This is a genomic window from Paenibacillus campi (assembly GCF_034659835.1).
Classification (GTDB): Bacteria; Bacillota; Bacilli; order Paenibacillales; family Paenibacillaceae; genus Saccharibacillus; species Saccharibacillus campi.
Genome location: NZ_JAXSQZ010000007.1, coordinates 65,501 through 85,738, shown reverse-complemented (window position 1 = coordinate 85,738; position 20,238 = coordinate 65,501). Strand labels below are relative to the sequence as shown.

Sequence of the window (20,238 nt, the reverse complement as noted above, 5' to 3'; positions counted from 1 at the left end):
TTGTACAAGCCCTCTACATACATATCGGGTTATACGCAAAATTTAATACCGTTCATTCCTCCGCTTTCATCATCCAATATATTCCATAATCCCATATTCATTTTATTTTGCCTTGTCCACGGACAGTGCGTGAATCCAATATTCACAACTGCCATCATATCAACGATAGGCGCTATTATGAATTTTTCATAGATAATCTTACACATATAGAAAGTTTTGATACGACTTTGCTTACTAATTAATAAAACTCATAAGAAATACGGTTTTGAATCCAGAATTATGTTAATTTAACTGTCGATAGATGACATAAGATGTGCTAGAATTTAAAAACAACAAAATACTCACTTTATTCAATCGATGTACTTGAATGTCGTTGCAGCTCTGTCAGACGTTGAAGTTGTTGCCGGACGGTATGATTCCGTGACCTCAAACTTTTCGTAAAAGACATGTATAGGGAGGCGGTCAGCATGACATTCCTGGAAAAACTTATGGCCTACCGGGATCAGGAACATGATCTCCATTGGGAAGGAACATTCCTTGATTATCTCCGGCTCGTTCGAGAACATCCGCAGATTGCAGGTACAGCACATGAGCGTGTGTACCGTATGATCGAACGTGCAGGCATTACCGAGCTGGGCGATGGACGGCGCGAATATCAATTTTTTAGCGATACGCTGTTCGGCTTGGAAGATGCGATTCAGCTGTTGGTGGAAGAATATTTCCGCCCGGCAGCCCAGCGGCTTGATGTACGCAAACGATTATTGCTGCTGATGGGCCCGGTCAGTGGCGGTAAATCGACACTGGTCACATTGCTCAAGCACGGTCTGGAACAGTTCACCCGTACGCCCGACGGCGCTGTGTACGCGATCCGGGGCTGCCCGATGCAAGAAGAACCGCTGCATCTAATCCCACGCGAGCTGCGTGCGGAATTTGGCAGGGAGTATGGCATTCATATCGAAGGCGATCTGTGCCCGGTATGCCGGATGCGTTTAGAGCAAGACTATGGTGGACGCATCGAAGACATGCCGATCGAACGGGTATTATTTTCCGAAAGTGGGCGCCGTGGTATCGGCACATTTGCCCCTTCTGATCCTAAATCGCAGGACATTGCTGATCTGACCGGCAGTATCGACTTTTCGACCATTACCCAATATGGTTCCGAATCCGATCCGCGTGCCTATCGCTTTGACGGCGAGCTGAATAAGGCAAATCGCGGTCTGATGGAATTTCAGGAAATTTTAAAATGCGATGAAAAGTTTCTCTGGAATCTATTGTCGCTAACACAAGAAGGCAATTTCAAAGCGGGACGTTTCGCCCTCATATCCGCCGACGAATTAATTATCGCCCACACGAACGAAACCGAATATCGCACCTTTATCTCCAACAAAAAGAACGAAGCCCTCCATTCCCGCATGATTGTCATGCGTGTTCCCTATAATCTCAAAGTAACGCAGGAAGAACTCATTTACCAGAAGCTTGTCGATGCCTCCGGGTTGAACAATCAAGTGCATCTTGCTCCTGGCGCACTAGGTACAGCGTCTATTTTTACCGTTTTGTCCCGGCTCAAAGAACCGAAAAAACCAGGCATCGACCTCATTAAAAAAATGTATCTGTACGACGGCGCTCAAGTCGATGGCGTCAAGTCTGGCGAAGTTGATGAGCTACGACGCGAATATAGCGATGAAGGGATGTCCGGCGTCGATCCGCGTTATGTAATTAACCGTATTTCCAGCGCGCTCATTAAAGGCAACAAGCCGTGCATTAACGCGCTTGATGTGCTGCGCTCGCTTAAGGAAGGGCTGGATCAACATCCGTCCATTTCACGCGAAGAACGCGAGCGACTGCTTAATCTGATTACGATGGCACGCAAAGAATACGATCACCGCGCCAAAACTGAAGTGCAGCGCGCATTTGTGTATTCTTTTGAAGAATCGGCGCATACGATGTTAAACAATTATCTCGATAATGTAGAAGCGTATTGCAGCGGTCACAAAATGCCCGACCCGATCACCAGTGAGGAACGTGATCCGGACGAGAAGTTAATGCGCTCAATCGAGGAACAGATCGGCATTACCGAAAATCAGAAGCGCGCATTCCGCGAGGAAATTTTGATTAAAATTTCTTCGTTTGCTCGCCGTGGACGCAAGTTTGAATATACGTCCCATGAGCCGCTCAAAGATGCGATTGAGAAAAAGCTGTTTGCCGATCTGAAAGACGTGATCAAAATTACGACATCATCGATGAACCCGGATGAAACACAGGTCAAACGCATAAATGAAGTTTCCCGTCGTCTGATTGAGCATCATGGTTACTGCGCTGCCTGCGCCAACGATCTGATGAAATATGTCGGCAGCCTGCTAAATCGTTGAAGCAGGAAGGAAGTGAAGGGATATGGATAATCGCTCATTTATTATTGCCAGGGATGACTGGTCGCTGCACCGCAAAGGCGAGATCGATCAAGAGCGGCATAAACGCAAAGTGAAAGCAGCAATTCGCGACAATCTTGCCGATCTGGTCAGTGAGGAATCGATCATTATGCCGCAAGGTGACAAAATGATCAAATTTCCGATCCGCAGCTTGGATGAACCGCGTTTTCGTTACAATACGAGCGAGCAGCCACAGGTCGGACAAGGACAAGGCGGTACACAAGTTGGCGATATTGTCGGACAGGCAAACGACAAAGCGCAACCCGGCAGCGGTTCAGGCAAAGGCGGACGTGAAGCGGGCGAGCAGCCTGGTGTCGATTATTATGAAGCCGAACTGACGATCGATGAACTTGCCGAGCTTGTATTTGAAGATTTAAAGCTACCACGGCTGAAACCGAAAGCGGCGCAGGAGATGCACGTAGACGATATTCGCTTTAACGATGTACGCCGACAAGGCATGGTATCCAATATCGATAAACGGCGTACATTGTTCGAGGCGATCAAACGGCAGGCGCTCAGTGGTAACTTGAATGGTGGAGCTTATCCGGCAGCGATGCAGCATAGCAGCGGAATTCCAGTCGGTAGCCCTGGCGCGGATACCGCCCCGGCTCCGGTGCTTGGTCCGATCATCGGTGATGACGTACGTTACAAAACTTGGGAGGACATTCACAAACCTCAATCATCAGCGGTCGTACTCGCGATGATGGACACATCCGGCTCGATGGGCACATTTGAGAAATATGTCGCTCGTAGCTTTTTTTTCTGGATGGTGCGCTTTTTGCGTACACGGTATGAACAGGTAAATATTCGGTTTTTGGCGCATACGACTGAGGCGAAGGAAGTGGACGAAGATTCCTTTTTTCACAAAGGCGAGAGTGGTGGTACGCGTTGTTCTTCGGTCTATGAGCTTGCTTTGCGCATCATTAACGAGGAATATCCGCCTAATTTGTTTAATACGTATGCATTCCATTTCTCGGATGGCGATAATTTGAGCAGTGATAACCCGGATACGATGCGGCTTGTGCGTACGCTGCTGGAACAGGTCAATATGCTCGGTTATGGTGAAATTCGCCAGCATACGTACGGCTATAGCAGCAAACAGCTGTGGGATGCGTTACAGCGGCTAGAATCACCCGCATTTGTGCAGGCGGTATTGGAGCAGAAAGAGGATGTGTTTAAGACGTTAAAGGCGTTTTTTGGCGATGAGATCGCCAGCTAAGCGCTGCGAATCGATGCGGTAAAATTAATCGGTGAATGAGTAGGTTATCGCCTTACGATAGCCGCTCTTTCCTGTTAACAAACGCCAATAATACCGTTACAAACACTCATTCCATACTCGATCTGATTGCCACATTGTCTCACTTTAACTGACGATACGGAACATCATACGACAATCTTGACCGCCTACAATCATGATCAAATTCGATAATTTTCATAACTATATTCGGATAAATATAAGCCTGCTGTGCAATCAAGACGTGATCCAGCTATGATCGAACAAGCTTTGAATAGGTCGAAAGGAGCGCTGCTTATGTTACTTGAAAGCGACACCGTGCAATTGGAGCAATCGGTCGAGCAGCTAACCGCTGCGGCATTGACGCATGGGCTCGACTTTTTCCCAATGCGGTACCAGTTTTGCCCGTCCGAGGTGCTGTATTCGATCGGCGCATATGGCATGCCGACTCGATTCGCACATTGGAGCTTTGGCAAAGCATATCACCGGATGAAGTCGGAATATGACCACGGTTTGAGCAAAATTTATGAGTTGGTAATCAACTCTGATCCGTGTTATGCCTTTTTGCTAGATAGCAACACATTGCTGCAAAATAAGCTGATCGTCGCCCATGTCCTTGGACATAGCGACTTTTTCAAAAATAATGCTATGTTTGGCGGCACCGACCGCCATATGGTCGATCGAATGGCGGTATTTGCCGACCGGATGGAGACATTTAGCCAGCAATACGGGATGGATGAAGTGGAAACGTTCCTTGATGCAGGCATTGCCATTCAGGAGCATATCGATCCGTATGTACGGTTTGGACACGAGGGTGGCTTTCGCGAAGTGGACGGCTCAATCAAAGATGTGATCGGTTATATCGCCGCTAACAGCCGCTATTTGGAAGAATGGCAACGTGAAATTTTGCATATGCTGCGTGCGGAAATGCTTTATTTTTGGCCGCAAATGGAAACGAAAATTATGAACGAAGGCTGGGCAAGCTACTGGCATCTTAAGCTCGTGCGTGAACTGGAATTAAGCGATGCAGAAATTGTGGAATTTGCCAAAATGAATGCTGGTGTGATCCAACCTACACCTGGACGCATCAATCCGTATTATCTCGGCTTGATGATGCTGCGGCATATCGAGCGCAAGCAAGGCACCGAAGCGCTGTTTGAAATACGCGAACTTGAATCGGATGTATCCTTTATTCGCAATTACTTGACGCGTGAGCTAGTGGAAGAAATGGACTTGTTTGTGTATGAGAAGCAGCAACAGGTGTATCGCGTCACGACGAACAGCGTGGACGAAATTAAGGAGCAATTGATCCGCTCGCGCACGAACGGCGGTTTCCCGTACATTACGATGCGTGACGACGATTTGCACGGACGCGGCGAGCTGCTGCTACATCATCGATTTGACGGCATGGAGCTGGATCGTAAATATGTAGAGCGCACATTGCCGCTTGTGTTTAAGCTATGGGGGCGCAGTGTGCATTTGGAGACGAGTGTTGGGGAGAAGGCGGTCACGTATGTGTATGATGGGAAGACGCTGACGAGTTGAATAACGTAACCGTCAATCATAACCAAAGCCAGCGGCAGCGATATATTCGCTACCGCTGGCTTTTTGCGTTCACTATTCCCTAAATCAACCGATGCTGCAACCATTTCGTCCCATAAAACCGTTTCAGGAAAATCAACCCACGCACGCCCCACTCCAAATCCATCGCGATCCATACCCCGAGTACACCCCAGCCGAGCACAACGCCGAGCACATAGCCCATCACGACGCGGAACAGCCACATCGTCAGCATCGAGACGATCGATGTATACTTCGCATCCCCAGCAGCACGCAGCGCTGACGGTGTAATAAATGAGATCGCCCACAACGGAATTTGCACAATCGTATTCACAAGTAAAATAAGAAAAATCTCATCCACAATTTCCGGCGGCGGAGCAAATAGCGAAATAAGCGGATGGAACAACGGTAAAATAATCAAGCCCATCACGACAAACGACAGCGATGATAACACGAGAAACGACTTCGTAAACTTGCGTGCCTCATCGATATTACCGCTGCCGATACAAATGCCGACGACCGTAATAATCGTCAGCGACAGCGCATTGGCGGGAATTTGCATCGCTCCGGCAAGCGCTGAACAGATCGCATTAACCGCAATCGCATACGTGCCCATCCAGACGATAAAAATTTGCGTTAAAATTTTGCCGCCATTAAAAAACATCTGCTCCGTTGCAAACGGGAATCCGATAAACAAAATTTTGCGGAACATTTCCCATTTTACCCGGAACAGTTCTCTCATCCGCACTTTGAGATTCACGTCCATTTTAAACAAATAATAGAGCGCACAGACCGCGCCGCCATAACGGGCGATATTTAGCGCAATCGTCATGCCAAGCACACCCATATTCAAACCGTGAATAAATAGGAAATTCAGCAATACATACAATATGTTCATAATGAGCGATAGCACGAGCGAAGCGCGCGTACTGCCGACACCACGCAGCGCGCCACAGATCGCCTCTACAATAGCAATCCCGGCAAACGAAATACAGCTCCCGATCAAATAAATACGCGCATAACTCATCACATCCGCCTGTGCCGAGCCAAACAGCACATTCAGCAGTGGCATATGCAGCGCAATCCCGAGTATACCGACGATAAGCCCTAGCAGCGTTACGACCGATACCGCGCTGGCGCTCGCTTCGGACACCTTTTTCACATTGCCGCTGCCTTTATACTGCGCTACGACCACCGTCCCCCCGGTCGCTACCGCAATAAAAATGCTGAATAGGAAAATATTCAGCGAGTCGATCATATTGACCGCACTAATCGCCGCTACCCCGGCAGCACTAATCATCGCCGTATTGATCAGATTCAAACCCATAATAAACGCCTGGTCAATCAAAATTGGGATAAATAGCGAGATCATCTGCCTATAATTCATCGTAGCTCCGGAAAAATAGCGCTCCAGTATCCGGTGACCCCATTTCCAACGTACTGCGTAATCCATTATGCATTCACTTCTTTTTGTATGAGATTGGGTGCTGCTGTCATGCTGACTGTGCGACAAGAATCTGTTTCTGCTTCCGTCACCGTATCTAGCGATGTTCCCTGGCTGCATGATACGCACTATGATGCTGATCCAAGGGGACTATATGCCGTACGGTGCTGTTGTTGTTTTCTATATTAAGCGGATTGGTTGCATTTATGAAGACTTAATTTACAATTTCGCAAATTACATGCTAAATGCAAACAAAAAACGACTGTTCCTCATCATAAGGAACAGTCGCTTCATATCGGTCAATCATTACAGTTAAAAGAAAATGCGGTCGAGAGGACTCGAACCTCCACGGGGGTAAGCCCACACGGACCTGAACCGTGCGCGTCTGCCAATTCCGCCACGACCGCAAATCGTACAAGTGATTAATTTCGCAACCACAAGAGAGATCATATCACGTATTAAGTTATTGTGCAAGGGTTTTATTTTAGAAATAATATATTTACAGCTCTTATATTGTTACGTTTAAATAATATTTATTATTTTTAAAAATTGGAAGTTTACGATATTGAAAAATCATTAATGAGGTGTACAATGGAAAGACAAGGAGATGATCCCGATGAGCAAGACAATCTATGACTATTCCCATCGTCAAATTGAATTGGCATTCCAGCAAAAAGACGAGCTGTCCATTGAAAAAGAAACCGATTATGTTTTTACCAAGCTGCTTGTTGTATTGTCCACTCTTTTTTCAGATAAACTTAGTGCCATTAAAATAAATAAACAAGAGCTTAATTATACTAATGAATATTTGTTCTCTATTACGCACAAACACAATCTTTTAAAATGGTTAACATACCTGTCCAACCTATCCTTCCCAGCCAGTGATTTGGAGTTTGGAAAACTGAAAATCGATTTCGAAACTTGGTATTATGAGCTTGGCGGTACGTCCATCGAATTTATGTATCACGAACAATACTTGCTAAAACCAAAAGATGCCGCTGAATTATTAGGTATTTCAAAAGTAACGTTACACAAATATATCAAACAAGGCTTGGAATGTATGGACAATGGCTCACAAAATAAGATTCCAAAACATGCAGTCGAATTGATGCGCGATCCTATTTATTCGATACGCATGCAAATGAATGACCAAAAGAAAAAAATGCTCCAGCAAACACCGGAACAACGCCTACTGGAAATTAACCAGGAAATTATAGAGCTACAATTAAAATACGGTAAAACAACATTTCAAGAAGCGTTTACCGTCCATGAAAGTGAATTGGAAGACCCGATTGATTTGTATCGTTGGCAAGACCTTACCGAAGAAATGGAAGAAATTATCAACGGTGCAGGAGGGCGGAAACACGTTGAAGTATGAGGACAACGATACACTCAAAGCTTAAATACCGATCAAAAACCTATCTACAAAGTCAAAGTCTGCACCCATAGGATACAGACTTTGACTATTCATATGATCCAAATAAGCAATACATGTTGTACCGATTCAAACCATTCTTTCACACCCGCTTCAACTCCATCCACTCCACCGCCATCCCCGGCTTCACAAAATCAAGCGTCAACTCATACTGCCCCTGCTCCAACTGCACTTTATTCAGCTTCTGCCGCAACCAGCGCCCGCCGGTGCCGTTGCTCTGCGCAGTCGTCACCACCTGTCCATTCAGCAACAAATTAGTCGCACTTTGCGCCCATTCATCCCCTTCAGACGAACTATGCAAAAACAAGCGATATTGCCCAGCTTCAGCAACATCAAACCGAGTCACCCCACTTGCCAAAATCGGAATACGCACATCCTCACCAGCCAGCACCGGTTGCTGCCCTGCCGCAGATGCAGCAGTCAATGCCGCCACCGCCGGAATCGGGTCTTTCATAAGCTGTTCGCGCCGGAATACAGGCGACTGCATAATAAATTCGCAAATGTTCATCGCACAGCGCTGCAACTCCGCGCGTGTCAGTCTGCCCGCTTCCAGCGCCTCTAACGTATGGTCGCCCCATACATTCGTCTCGGCTCCATAGTTGGCGACGACCATATACAGATCGTTTTGCGCACGCACCATCGCATCGGTATGTTTGCGGTCGGCAGCACCACCCTCCGCACAATCGTTCATTACTGCCCACCAGTCGGTCATTACAATGCCGCGAAAGCCCCATTCTCCGCGCAACACGGTCGTGTTCAGATCATAATTCGATGCTGCCCAGTGACCGTTGATCGGATTGTATGATGTCATTACCGAACGCGCAGCACCTTCACGCACTGCAATCTCAAAACCTTTCAAATAAATTTGCCGCAATGCCCGCTCCGACACGACCGCATTCACCTTTGTCCGATATTGCTCCTGATTGTTACAAGCAAAATGCTTCAATGTCGCATACACACCACTTTGTGCAATCCCGCGTGTACAAGCTACCGCAAAGACGCCGGATACGTACGGGTCTTCAGAGAAATATTCAAAATTCCGTCCGTTCAGCGGGCTACGCCGTATATTCAGTCCCGGCCCGAGCAGCGTATCGATCTCATTGCGCCGCATTTCCTGCCCTTCCAGCACATACAGTTGTTCTACTAGCGCCACATCCCATGTTGCCGCCAACAATGTACCGATTGGCACCTGTGTCGCTTTGTCTCCGCTATCCATCCGGATGCCTGACGGCCCATCGGTCGTACATGCCACCGGAATGCCAAATTCCAGCAGCCGATCCGTCACACCGCCAAATGCCGATGCCGTGCCCGGCGTAACGAGTGGGCTGCTCATCCCTTCAGCACGTACGAGCGCAGCCAGATCGTCATTACTGAGCTGAGCGACAAACTGTTCCAACGTTACACGACCAGCTCCCACATCTTGTAATGTATAACGCTGATCTACCGCTTCCGGCTCTGGCAACGGCGCAGGCAAACGATCCTGAATCCGCTGTGCCAGCGAAATTTGCCGTGTCGGTACAGGCTCTGTCGTCAGTTCATACAATCCGTCCGGCTTGCGTGCGCCAGGCTTTATACGATGGAACAGCTCTACCGGCGCAAGCGCTTCTTCCCACTGCTCCACCAGCCATAATTTTGGCAATTCCAGCGCAGTCCCATCTGTTGCTACACGTGTAACAGCATGTTTAACTCCACCATCTATAGCTTGTGCTTCTTCCGTCTCGGTCGCAAATAATACTGGCTCTGTGGCACGCACACTATTGCCAACATGGAAATGATACAACCCTGCTTCCAGCACATACGCATAGCGGTGCCCGGTCAGCCCGGCATCATCATAAGATGCAAGACGGTCGAGCGGCACAGACAGCGTTAACGTCTCCGATTCGCCTGGCTGCAACAAATTCGTTTTGGCAAAAGCGACGAGCGAACGTGCAGGCTGCCCCAATTTTCCTTGCGGCGCTTCCACATACAGCTGTATAACCTCTTTACCGGCATAGTCTGTACCTGTATTTATTACTTGTACTACTAGTTCCACCTGCTGCTGACCGTCCGCCATCCGTATACGAGCAGGCTGCTGCGCCCAGCTAAACGTCGTATACGACAAACCATATCCAAACGGATACTGCACCCGCTCCGGACAAAATGTTTCAAAATAACGATAACCGACATAAATATCTTCCTCATACACACTTTTCAGCTCATTGCCATAATTGCGTGTGGACGGATAATCATCAATCGAATAGGCAATCGTATCGGTCAGCTTACCGCTTGGCGTCACCGCTCCAGCAAGCACATCTGCCAGTGCCTGCCCACCTTCCATCCCGCCATGCCATGCGTACAACACCGCGCCGAGCGGATATTTATGCTCTGCTGCCGTCACCCAGCTCATATCGATAATGTTGGATGTGTTCAGCACTACCACTGTCTGTTGAAAATGGGCGGTTACCGTTGTCAGCATATCCAGCTCATCCTTAGTCAAACGATAACTACCCGGCGCATCTGCATTATCCTTATCTTCACCAGCAGTTCGTCCAATGACTACAATCGCTTTGTCCGATTGCTGCCTTGCCGCGGCTACTAACTCATCGGTCAGCGGCATTTCCTGCTGATGCCACGGCTCAGCCGCCCAGCCGCCGCCGCCGTTATTAAATGGATGCTCGGCAATCCAGCTCTCATACACCCGTGCTAACTGTTCATTCACATGCAGATTCGGCTTCGTACGCAGCCCATCGAGCAAATTGGTCGTATACGCCACATTCACACTTCCACCTGAACCGGTACCACTGCGATAATAATCAATCTGCACACGCCCAAAAATCGAAACGCTTTCATTTTTTCGAATCGGAATGATTTGTTCATCATTTTTCAGCAAAACTGCACCTTCAGCAGCGACTTTTCGGCTAAATTCGGCAAATCCTGCAAGCGGTACTCCAATTAACGATGTTGTCATCATAATCCTCCTTATATTCCCACAATACGGGTAGTGATCATAATCGTAGGCTAATACATAGTAACAAAAATCAACCCTAACCGAACATTTACAAAACAATGCCTCACTGCATCCAAGTCAGCGACTGTTTACTACTCACATTCGCCGCTATGCCCTACCTACTCCTTTGCAAACCAATTCCAATTCCACATCTAACGCATAAACCAACAGTGCACGAACCACTATGTACCATAAATCAAGTTGCATTTTACTGCCAACAGCCAAATTCCGTACCCAACTTACGATTAGAATAACACTCCACGCACCATTTTCATCGATTTGCACATCACCTAAACTTCAGCGCAACATTCAGCCTACATACTTCTATATCATAACGAACAATTCATCCATTTACAAAATAAGGCATATTCTCGAAGTTTGATGAAGCCCAGACCGACTATATATACTAGCACAGCCATAAGTTCCCCTGCCGCAGACCCAACTACCACCTGCACCACCTGCACCACCTGCACCACCTGCACCACCTGCACCACCTGCACCACCTGCACCACCTGCACCACCTGCACCACCTGCACCACCTGCACCACCTGCACCACCTGCACCACCTGCACCACCTGCACTCAAAAGTTTAATTCCCCCTCACCCGAACCGCAATGAAAATAATCACGATTTATACCCCTTCACAACAAAAACCAGAACAGCTTCAAGGAATCACCTTCCTTAACACCATTCCGGTTTTCATCTACACGCATCCGATCCTATTCCAGCCCATCCAATCGAGCGCACCCAACATATATTCTACTGTCTCGACCACTGACCACTCACCGCTCGCGCTGCACTATATAATCAAGCAAATGCTTCAAAAACGGCACCCCCACCGGCAATTTGCGCAGCGCCTCCAATGCACAACAATAATGGTTCCACAGTTGCCGCCGCGCCCCGGCTTCACCCAGCACCGATACAAAGGTCGAACTGTCATTGCTAACATCCTGTCCGACCGGCTTACCCAATTGCACTACATCGCCTTTCACATCTAGCAAATCATCCTTAATCTGAAAGGCAATCCCCGCATGGTAAGCAAATGTTTGCAGCACCGCAATCTCGCTTGCTTCCGCCCCTGCCAGCAGAGCAGGCATTACAAGCGATGCTTCAAACGCTGCGCCTGTCTTGTAAAAACAAATATCGTTCAATTGCGCAAGCGTCAGCCGCTGCCCACGTGCACGCAAGTCCATCGCCTGCCCGGTGCATAGTTCCTCTGCTTTTTGCGCGGAATAATCGATCAATTGCAGCACCGTTTCTGGTGCGAAGCCGTTTAACGAAGCTTGCTCACGAATACTTTTCTGAATTAGAAATAGCCCGCTTAACTCCGCTGTCGCGCTATCATGCAGCTCATGCAGTGTCATTCGCCCACGCCGTGTTGACGCATTGTCCTGTGATGGCAAATCGTCGAAAATAAGCGATGCTGTATGCATATATTCCAGCGAGCGCAGCAGTGGCATAACGACCTCCTGTTGCAGCCCATAATGCTGTACCGCCATTACCCAAGCGACAAGCGGACGCAGCCGTTTGCCCGAGCCTTGCAAACTGTAATTGACCGCATCGATCAACAGCTCATTCATCGGCAGCAAGCCATCGCGCTTAGCGAGTGGCAATGTTTCGTTCAGATGCTGCCGTACCGTCTCTATCGTCTCGCGAAACTCCGCCTGTTGTTCCCGCTCCTGCCGCAAATGCACTAGCATCTCATCGCGCAGCAGCTTGTCGAGGAAATCCACATCTTCCGCCTGCCGCACCATCTGCTGGACGATCCGATTCAGCCGTGGCATGCCGCTCGTCAGCAGCTCCATCGTTTCTGCATACCGCGCTGCACCGAGCCGCTCGTATGCACGCTTCAAACCGTTAATCGCCCGCGCGAGAATCACTTCGCGTGTCTGCTCATCCGCCCGATACACCTCATGCACCAAATAATGAATGACCGCCCAATACATTTCAAACGGATTGAGCAGATCGTTCCGCTGTTGGTAATATTTCAAATAGTACGTATACGGTGTTACCGCACCATGTGCAAGATCATCGAACATATCGGCAAAGTCGTCGGCAAGCTGGTTATAAATCCCATAGCAAAATGTACGCAGATCAAAGCCTTCATTTTCCTCTGCCCCAATAATCGACCGTGCCACTAGACGCGAGCAAGCTGATTTTAAAATGACCGGCACATATAGCTGCTCATTCGTATACGTACTATCTTCCAGCGTACGCGTGCGATCCACATCTTGCGCCTGAAAAAACACATACGCCTGCTCGAAAAAGAGCTGCTGCCCACCTGACTGCTGCTGCCTTGCCTTAATGTACTCAAACGCCTCTCGCAGCTCACTATGAATATACCGAATTAGCTGCGGCTGACTGCCCGACCAATCGCCCAGTTTCGGCACCGAGCCGGTTAATAACGCACTACGAATAAGGCGCGCATAATGCTCTTTTTCCTGTACTGACAACAATGCCGAATCCAATAGATCGTCGATAAACGGATACGTTAATCCATATGCATAACCGAGTCGAATCGCCTCATCCAGTCTGCGCGAACGCTCGGTCTGCGGCACCGATGCATCCATTTCCTCTACCGCATGCAGCACAACACCGACGATAATTTTGATCAGCTTACGCTGCGCCTGCTCCGCATTTAGCTCTGCCGGAATATGCGCCGTTACCTGTTGCAGCTTGTCCAGCACCCAGATGACCGCATCTTCCACCCGTTCACGCTGTGCCCAGCGATACACCCCATCCATACTTATAAACTCCGGTAATTGCGCATCATTGCCTGCCCCCGTATCGGAACGCAGCAATTTGTTTTTCAGACTGTCCACCACTTCCTGCACCCGCTGTTGCGTATGTGGCGCATCAAGTGCACGCCCTAGATCGCGCATATAAATGTACGACACACTACGCTGTAAATAACGATCCAACTTGCCTGTAGTATGCAGCCATTGGATATAACGACGATCATCGTTTGAATTAGGCTGCCACTTCATCGGTAGCCAGCGCAACAAACGCGACGTTAATGACAAATGCCTACCTTTCCACTGCCGAAAATCTTCAATCAGCCCATTTTCAAACGTACGCTCGCTCACATGACGATCAAGCTGGTTAAAATAATGAACCGCCTTCCGCTCCGCTTCCACATACGCTTGCTCTGCCGCCATCTGCTTATTGTCCAACCGCTTGCTAAATGATCTATTCATAAGGCATTCCCTCAAATTCTGTTCGTTATTTGTCGTTAGTATCCGGTAATACGCCTAATCGATGAGACGGTTACGGAATAATCGAGCAAGTAATCACAAAAAGTGAAGTACAACTCCAAACGATATCGCAATATTTTGAGAAACAGTCATAATTCCAAAACTATATTAGACAAAACGTATCCTTACATTGTTATTAATATTCATATATACTATTACAAGCTAGTAGCTAGTATGTCGAAAGGGATGAGGACATGTTGATCGATGAAAAAACTTCTTTAGAGGACTTATTTAAAAAGGCAATTTCTACTTTACATGAGGTAAATTCCAATGATCGAGAATTTGTTGTAAAAGACCTGTTTAGAGGCTTTGAATGGAACAGAATACCTAAAGGAAATAGAACCAAACTGGGTAGTATGTTTTTTAATTATGCAAAAAATGATTCCAGAAACCTCATCATACCTTTAGGCAAAACTGCACAAAATCAACAACTGTATAAAATAAAACAGTAATATTTAACAACCTGAGAGGAAACATAATGAATATTATAAAAAATAAAGGGAATATAGGAACGTTTATTTTAAATAAAAAACAACCTATTCATCGATGGTATAAATATGACGAAGGATACTCAAGTGAGTTTATATATAAAGAAATTGAAAACCTACCTATACATCCTACAAGTTTATTTGAGCCTTTTGCTGGCTCTGGAACAACGCCTCTAGTAGCTTCCTCCATAGGAGTTCAATCTTTTTATACAGAAATGAATCCTTTTATGCGATTTGTTACCGATACCAAAATTAATGCTGTAAGAAAATCAATCAAAAAGAAATTTGAAGTAGTTGATACGTTAAATAATTTCTCGAATCTAATTATGAATTCTGCCCCTTCACTTAACCAACATATTATGATCGGCGGCTTTGAAAAATTTTATAAACTCCCCGTATTATCGGAGCTTTTATTTATAAAAAATAAAATCAAAAATATATCAGATGTCGACTGTCAAAGTTTAGCCAATCTTGCATTAGCCGCCATTGTAGTACCGGTATCTAATATGATCAAACGAGGCGATCTTCGCTATGCTAAAGAAGGCGAGAAAAACGTAGAACATTTTAATGTAAAATTACAATATAAGCACAAATTAGAACAAATTATTGAGGATTTATCCATTTTAGAATTAGAGGAGTATGCCGAAGCCATATGTATCGGAGAGGATGCCCGCACAGCTATACCGCCTATGCAAGTAGACTGTATTATAACATCGCCACCCTATTTAAATGGAACTAATTATATACGAAATACCAAATTAGAATTAAATATTTTAGACTTTGTCGAATCGGAAAGCGAATTAAAGATACTTCACTCAAATGGCATCATTGCGGGAATAAACAACGTTTCTAGTCGCAGAGAAGTCATTAACTCCATACCTGAACTGGTTCCTATTCTCCAAAAATTAGAACCTGTTGCTTACGATGTACGAATTCCCAAAATGGTTATAGGCTATTTCAATGATATGAGTAACTTTTTCTTAAACGCTTCCAAAGCAGTCCGTCATAAAGGGTATTTAGTAATGGATATTGGAGATTCTCAATTTGCTGGGATTCATATTCCGACCGATTCTTTATTAACTATAATTGCTGAAAAATACGGTTTTAATCTATATGATCAAGAAACATTAAGAACTCGTAGATCCAAAAATCAAATGATTCTTTCTCAAAAGGTGTTGCGATACCAGCTAAACAAAAAAGGAGGGTAATGATGCTGCTTCAATCCATATCTAATACAGATTGTTATCGATTAAAAGCTCAACAGTTTATGGAAAATCTGCCGTATAAACAACCTCCCTTTGATGGACGAAATTGGGGGCATGCTTGGCACTCACTTTGTTCTTATCATGGGAAATTAAAACCTTCTATTGCTTACCATTTAATTCGCAATTTCACGGAAAAAGGCGATAAAGTGCTTGATCCAATGAGTGGAGTTGGAACAATTCCTTTTGAAGCCAGCTTACAAGGTAGAATAGGTATTGGGAATGATTTAAGCGAGTTGGCTTATATTGTAACGAGGGCAAAGTTAATTAGACCGAATCATTATGAAGTTGATAAAGTGTTGCAAGACCTTGAACTTTTCATCGCATTAAATAAACGACAATATGCTCAAGACCATATTCCTTACGGTAAATTCGGGTTAAACAAAACTATTCCTGAATACTTCCACCCTGATACGTATTCTGAAATCTTGGCGGCACGTTCTTTTTTTATTGATCGAACTTATGATATTTCAGATGAGGAAGCTTTTATTTTTTCTTGCTTCCTGCATGTATTACACGGCAATCGCCCTTATGCATTATCACGTAATTCGCATCCATTAACTCCATACGCACCGACAGGAGAGTTTGTATATAAAAATGTGTTGAAGCATATCAAACAGAAGATCGAACTGTCTTACAAAAAGGGAGAGTTTGCAGAGTTTAAAAACGGGACAGCTATATTAGGTGATTTATTTAATCTAGATCATCAGTTTTTTGAAGAAATAGACGTAATCATTACATCACCTCCTTTTGTAAACTCTATAAAATTTTTTCAAAATAATTGGATGCGTTTGTGGCTTTCTGGATGGGAGCCGCATAATTTCAAGGAAGCAAATGATCGCTTTTTAGAAGGCAAACAAAATAAAAGCTTAGATATATACAATGAATTTTTTCGTGTTTTGCATTATGTATTAAAGCCTAAAGGGAAAATGATTTTACATTTAGGAAAATCGGAAAAATGTAATATGGGCGCAGAATTAAGTAAGTACGCTGCTACTTATTTTGACTTTATACATTTAGGAACAGAAGATGTCTCACAACATGAAAAACACGGAATTTCTGATAAAGGGAATACGACAGATCACCAATTTTTATTTTTACAAAAAAAATAATTCCTTAATAACTCTCGAACAGACACTTTAGCGTCTGTTGGAGAGTTATTTTTTTAGCTATCATACTATTATTAGGAGGTAAGTTAATGATTCCATTACAAAAAAGTACATTTTCGAAATTAGTAGGTAAAAGAGTGCGTAAACTGCGAGAAGAAAAGAGATGGACGCGTGAACAATTAGCAGAAGATTCAGCTTTACACGTTAATTCGATTAAATCAATAGAATTAGGAGAAAAGATGCCTAGCATTTATACCGTTTATAAAATTGCCTTTAGCTTAAACATGAAATTAGAGAATTTAGTGTCTGAACTATAAAATTAAAGGGGCGATTGGATTGGAAAAAAAATTATTCAGAACCTATAAACGTCGAGCTGTAACTAGAAAAAGTGGTTTTAAAGCTTCGGGTATTAAAACTGGTGGAGAGTGTATTATTTTAGACTGTGATTCCGTAGTGATGGAAAGTTCGACAGCGACCCTTACTTTCGAAAATAATGACATGCAGCTTGAATCGTTATTTGAAATGGATTTAGGCATTATAGCATTTGGAGGATATATAAAATCAACTGCTCCCATTTCGCTTGAATTAGGTTTGAGCTACCAATTGGAGAATGGTCTGCTCATTCATTCTTCTAAGAAATTGAGCAATGAATTGAAATCGAATACTTGGAATGGAATAGGTCACCATGTCGAACAGCAAATGGAGCCCTCTATACAAACTATAGTAGAAAAAGCTACTGTAACATTAACTATTCACAGTTTGCCAGGAACAACTTTAAGTTTCGCCTCGATTGATTTTGATTGCGTTTCGTATAGAGATTATTTATCAAAAGACTTTTATAAACCCTTCTCAAAAAAAACTAAGGAGCACATACCCCATATTTATTATTTAGCTACCGAAAAAGCGTTAGATGCTCGTTTAGTAGCCACAGAAGGTATAAATACCGTTTCTCGTAATATAGAATCTATCGTTCTAAAAGGCTGTAATCGCTGTACCCGATATTTGCCAATTAATATTTTGCACGAAGAAGATAGATTAGCATTTTCCTTACATTGTAAGAAAAAAGCTCCTTGTACACATTCTCTCTTTTCTTCGTATAAAATTGATAACTATGAAGAAGCGCTAGAGAGCAGTTCTATAGATCGACTAAATAGTGTAGTCAAAAATGCAAACGTAGTTTCATATTATGGGCACCAATTAGAATGCAGAGCATGCAAAAAATTTTATGTGAACAATGCCTTAAATCCTCTCAGAAATGCGCAACAATTTAAAGAAGATGGTCTACGCCGTAGAGCCTTAGAAAAACTTGTTAACTCTTTACTAGATCATGACCTGATCCATCACGAATTTGAACATAGAACTAAAAAACAATTTTCTGAATATATATGGAAAAAATTCGACAAAAGATGCTTTAAATGCGGAGAAAAACTGAAAATCAATGAAATGCACCTAGACCATACTATGCCTTTAGCTTATTTATATCGTTTAGATGAAACAGCTACTTGCTTATGCGCTATACACAACTCGCAAAAAAGAGACAGCTTCCCTATAAACTATTATTCTGAACCGCAAAAATTAGAAGAACTTGGCCAGATTACGGGTTTGCCAATCGATATACTCACTTCACAAGAAGCTAATCCTGAAGTAGTAAACAAATTAAAAGAACATGTCGTATGGTTTTTCGATGAGTTCTTAATGGAGACAGAACATCAAAAAGAGAAAGATGGGATTGTAGTAGCTGATAAAATTTATGAGTCATTAGTACGAGTTTTGAAAAGTACGGGTATTAATCTTTTAGAAGAATATCATTTGATAACAGGTAAATATCCTTCCTCAATCAAATTAACGTAAACAGCAATAAAATATAAAGAAAAAAGTGCAGCCATAGCAGCACTTTTTTTCCTTTATATTTTAATTTACATAACGATCACCCCAACTTATACCCACAATTCGGACAAAAATTCGCCCCTTCATTTTTCGCGCCACAGTTCGGGCAGAAATTCGGACGCGAACCGCTGGATGCAGCAGCCGAATCGGCATTACCGCCATTAGCATTAGCACCGTTTGCCTCACCACTAGCTGACGAATTACCCGCAGCCGAACTACCGCCGGAACCTGCTCCATTTTGCCCATTACTATTCCCTTGCCCGGCTTGCTGGTTATTGTTCTGATTCATATTTTTCATCATTTCATTCGCCATATTCATGCCCATCATCATGCCTGCCATATCGGAAGCTATGCCGCCACCTTGCACTTTGCCGGATGCGATGCCATCGGTCATGCTTGCCTGCTGGTATTTTTGCATATCGCCAATCATGCCGTAAGAAGCATTTTTCGTAATCATATCCTGAATTTCGGGCGGGTAGTTAAAGCTCATCACCTGGAAACCGGTAATGCCGATCCCGATGTCCATCATTTGCATATCCAGATCATCACGAATGCCGTTTGCAATATCCGCTGCATTGGCTTGCAGATTGAACATATCTTTCCCTTCACGCGTAATCCATTTCATGAGCAACTGATCCAGTACGGACGTAATGCGAATTTTTACATCCTCAACGAGATAGCTCTGCTTAATGCCAGCTACTTTATCGATCAATGCTACATAATCGCTCACTTTAAAATTAAATGTACCGTTCGCACGAATCGGCATCCCACCTGGCAATTGCGGTGCTGGAATGAGAATCGGACTTTGCGTTCCCCAACGTACGGTGAATTCCTTTGTGTTCACAAACAACACTTCAACCCGCATCCCACTATTAAAACCAAATTTAAAGCCTTTCAATGTCGACAAAAACGGAATAATATCCGATTCCACATTAAACGAGCCTTCATCTTTAAAAATCCCTTCAATTTTGCCATTATTCAGAAAAATGGCATCCTGTCCCGAACGAATGATCAGCTTGCTGCCTTTTTTAATTTCACGATTGCTCCATTTCCAAAAGATCATATCATCGCGAAATTCTTCCCATTCCACTACATTAGCAAACTGGTTTCTAAAAAAACCCATTTTATTGTCCTCCTTTGGCTATGCCGATAT

At 44.6% G+C, this 20,238-nt stretch carries 14 protein-coding genes and 1 tRNA gene; 9 read left to right on the top strand and 6 right to left on the bottom strand.

Annotated features, from left to right (window positions below):
• Window positions 1–467: 467 nt before the first annotated feature.
• The 3 genes from U1I11_RS16535 (at window position 468) to U1I11_RS16525 (ending at window position 5,205) form a co-directional block, all read left to right on the top strand.
• A complete protein-coding gene (locus U1I11_RS16535) occupies window positions 468–2,369 on the top strand; it encodes a PrkA family serine protein kinase (RefSeq protein ID WP_322907240.1) in 1,902 nt (633 codons plus the stop codon).
• A 22-nt stretch (window positions 2,370–2,391) separates the two neighbouring features.
• Entirely contained in the window at window positions 2,392–3,645 is a 1,254-nt protein-coding gene (yhbH, locus tag U1I11_RS16530) for a sporulation protein YhbH (RefSeq protein WP_322907239.1), read from the top strand.
• Between the two features lie 312 nt (window positions 3,646–3,957).
• Window positions 3,958–5,205 (top strand): SpoVR family protein, encoded by a 1,248-nt coding sequence (locus tag U1I11_RS16525; protein WP_322907238.1) that lies wholly within the window; start codon window positions 3,958–3,960, stop codon window positions 5,203–5,205.
• Between the two features lie 79 nt (window positions 5,206–5,284).
• Here U1I11_RS16525 and U1I11_RS16520 read toward each other — a convergent pair whose 3' ends face one another.
• Both U1I11_RS16520 and U1I11_RS16515 read right to left on the bottom strand, forming a co-directional pair.
• Window positions 5,285–6,673: an MATE family efflux transporter gene (locus U1I11_RS16520; RefSeq protein WP_322907237.1), complete on the bottom strand. Its 1,389-nt coding sequence runs from the start codon at window positions 6,671–6,673 to the stop codon at window positions 5,285–5,287.
• Between the two features lie 314 nt (window positions 6,674–6,987).
• Window positions 6,988–7,071 (bottom strand) — tRNA-Leu (locus U1I11_RS16515).
• Window positions 7,072–7,280: 209 nt separating this feature from the next.
• Between U1I11_RS16515 and U1I11_RS16510 the strand changes: the two genes are divergently transcribed.
• Window positions 7,281–8,042, top strand: coding sequence for a helix-turn-helix domain-containing protein (locus U1I11_RS16510; RefSeq protein ID WP_322907236.1), 762 nt, complete (start codon window positions 7,281–7,283; stop codon window positions 8,040–8,042).
• 139 nt (window positions 8,043–8,181) lie between these two features.
• Here U1I11_RS16510 and U1I11_RS16505 read toward each other — a convergent pair whose 3' ends face one another.
• The 3 genes from U1I11_RS16505 to U1I11_RS16495 all read right to left on the bottom strand — a co-directional run bounded on the left by U1I11_RS16505 (window position 8,182) and on the right by U1I11_RS16495 (window position 14,282).
• Window positions 8,182–11,046, bottom strand: a complete 2,865-nt coding sequence (locus U1I11_RS16505; protein WP_322907365.1) for a glycoside hydrolase family 3 C-terminal domain-containing protein — start codon at window positions 11,044–11,046, stop codon at window positions 8,182–8,184.
• A gap of 390 nt (window positions 11,047–11,436) precedes the next feature.
• Window positions 11,437–11,670 carry a hypothetical protein gene (locus tag U1I11_RS16500; RefSeq protein WP_322907235.1) on the bottom strand — a complete coding sequence of 78 codons (234 nt, stop codon included), beginning with the start codon at window positions 11,668–11,670 and terminating at the stop codon, window positions 11,437–11,439.
• A gap of 197 nt (window positions 11,671–11,867) precedes the next feature.
• Complete coding sequence (locus tag U1I11_RS16495) at window positions 11,868–14,282, bottom strand: polyprenyl synthetase family protein (RefSeq protein WP_416235630.1); 2,415 nt, start codon at window positions 14,280–14,282, stop codon at window positions 11,868–11,870.
• 251 nt (window positions 14,283–14,533) lie between these two features.
• Here U1I11_RS16495 and U1I11_RS16490 point away from each other — a divergent pair, with 251 nt between their 5' ends.
• From U1I11_RS16490 to U1I11_RS16470, 5 genes are all read left to right on the top strand, one after another.
• The gene (locus tag U1I11_RS16490) at window positions 14,534–14,791 is read left to right on the top strand and encodes a DUF1413 domain-containing protein (RefSeq protein ID WP_322907234.1); all 258 of its coding nucleotides are present in this window, start codon (window positions 14,534–14,536) and stop codon (window positions 14,789–14,791) included.
• Window positions 14,792–14,817: 26 nt separating this feature from the next.
• The gene (locus U1I11_RS16485; RefSeq protein ID WP_322907233.1) at window positions 14,818–16,035 is read left to right on the top strand and encodes a hypothetical protein; all 1,218 of its coding nucleotides are present in this window, start codon (window positions 14,818–14,820) and stop codon (window positions 16,033–16,035) included.
• Complete coding sequence (locus U1I11_RS16480; protein ID WP_322907232.1) at window positions 16,035–17,201, top strand: TRM11 family methyltransferase; 1,167 nt, start codon at window positions 16,035–16,037, stop codon at window positions 17,199–17,201. The genes U1I11_RS16485 and U1I11_RS16480 overlap by 1 nt, the downstream gene beginning before the upstream one ends.
• An 86-nt stretch (window positions 17,202–17,287) precedes the next feature.
• Window positions 17,288–17,515, top strand: a complete 228-nt coding sequence (locus U1I11_RS16475) for a helix-turn-helix domain-containing protein (RefSeq protein WP_322907231.1) — start codon at window positions 17,288–17,290, stop codon at window positions 17,513–17,515.
• Between the two features lie 19 nt (window positions 17,516–17,534).
• The gene (locus U1I11_RS16470; protein WP_322907230.1) at window positions 17,535–19,049 is read left to right on the top strand and encodes an HNH endonuclease; all 1,515 of its coding nucleotides are present in this window, start codon (window positions 17,535–17,537) and stop codon (window positions 19,047–19,049) included.
• Window positions 19,050–19,125: 76 nt separating this feature from the next.
• On the opposite strand, the gene U1I11_RS16465 is transcribed toward U1I11_RS16470, so the two are convergent.
• Complete coding sequence (locus tag U1I11_RS16465; protein WP_322907229.1) at window positions 19,126–20,208, bottom strand: SPFH domain-containing protein; 1,083 nt, start codon at window positions 20,206–20,208, stop codon at window positions 19,126–19,128.
• Window positions 20,209–20,238 lie beyond the last annotated feature (30 nt).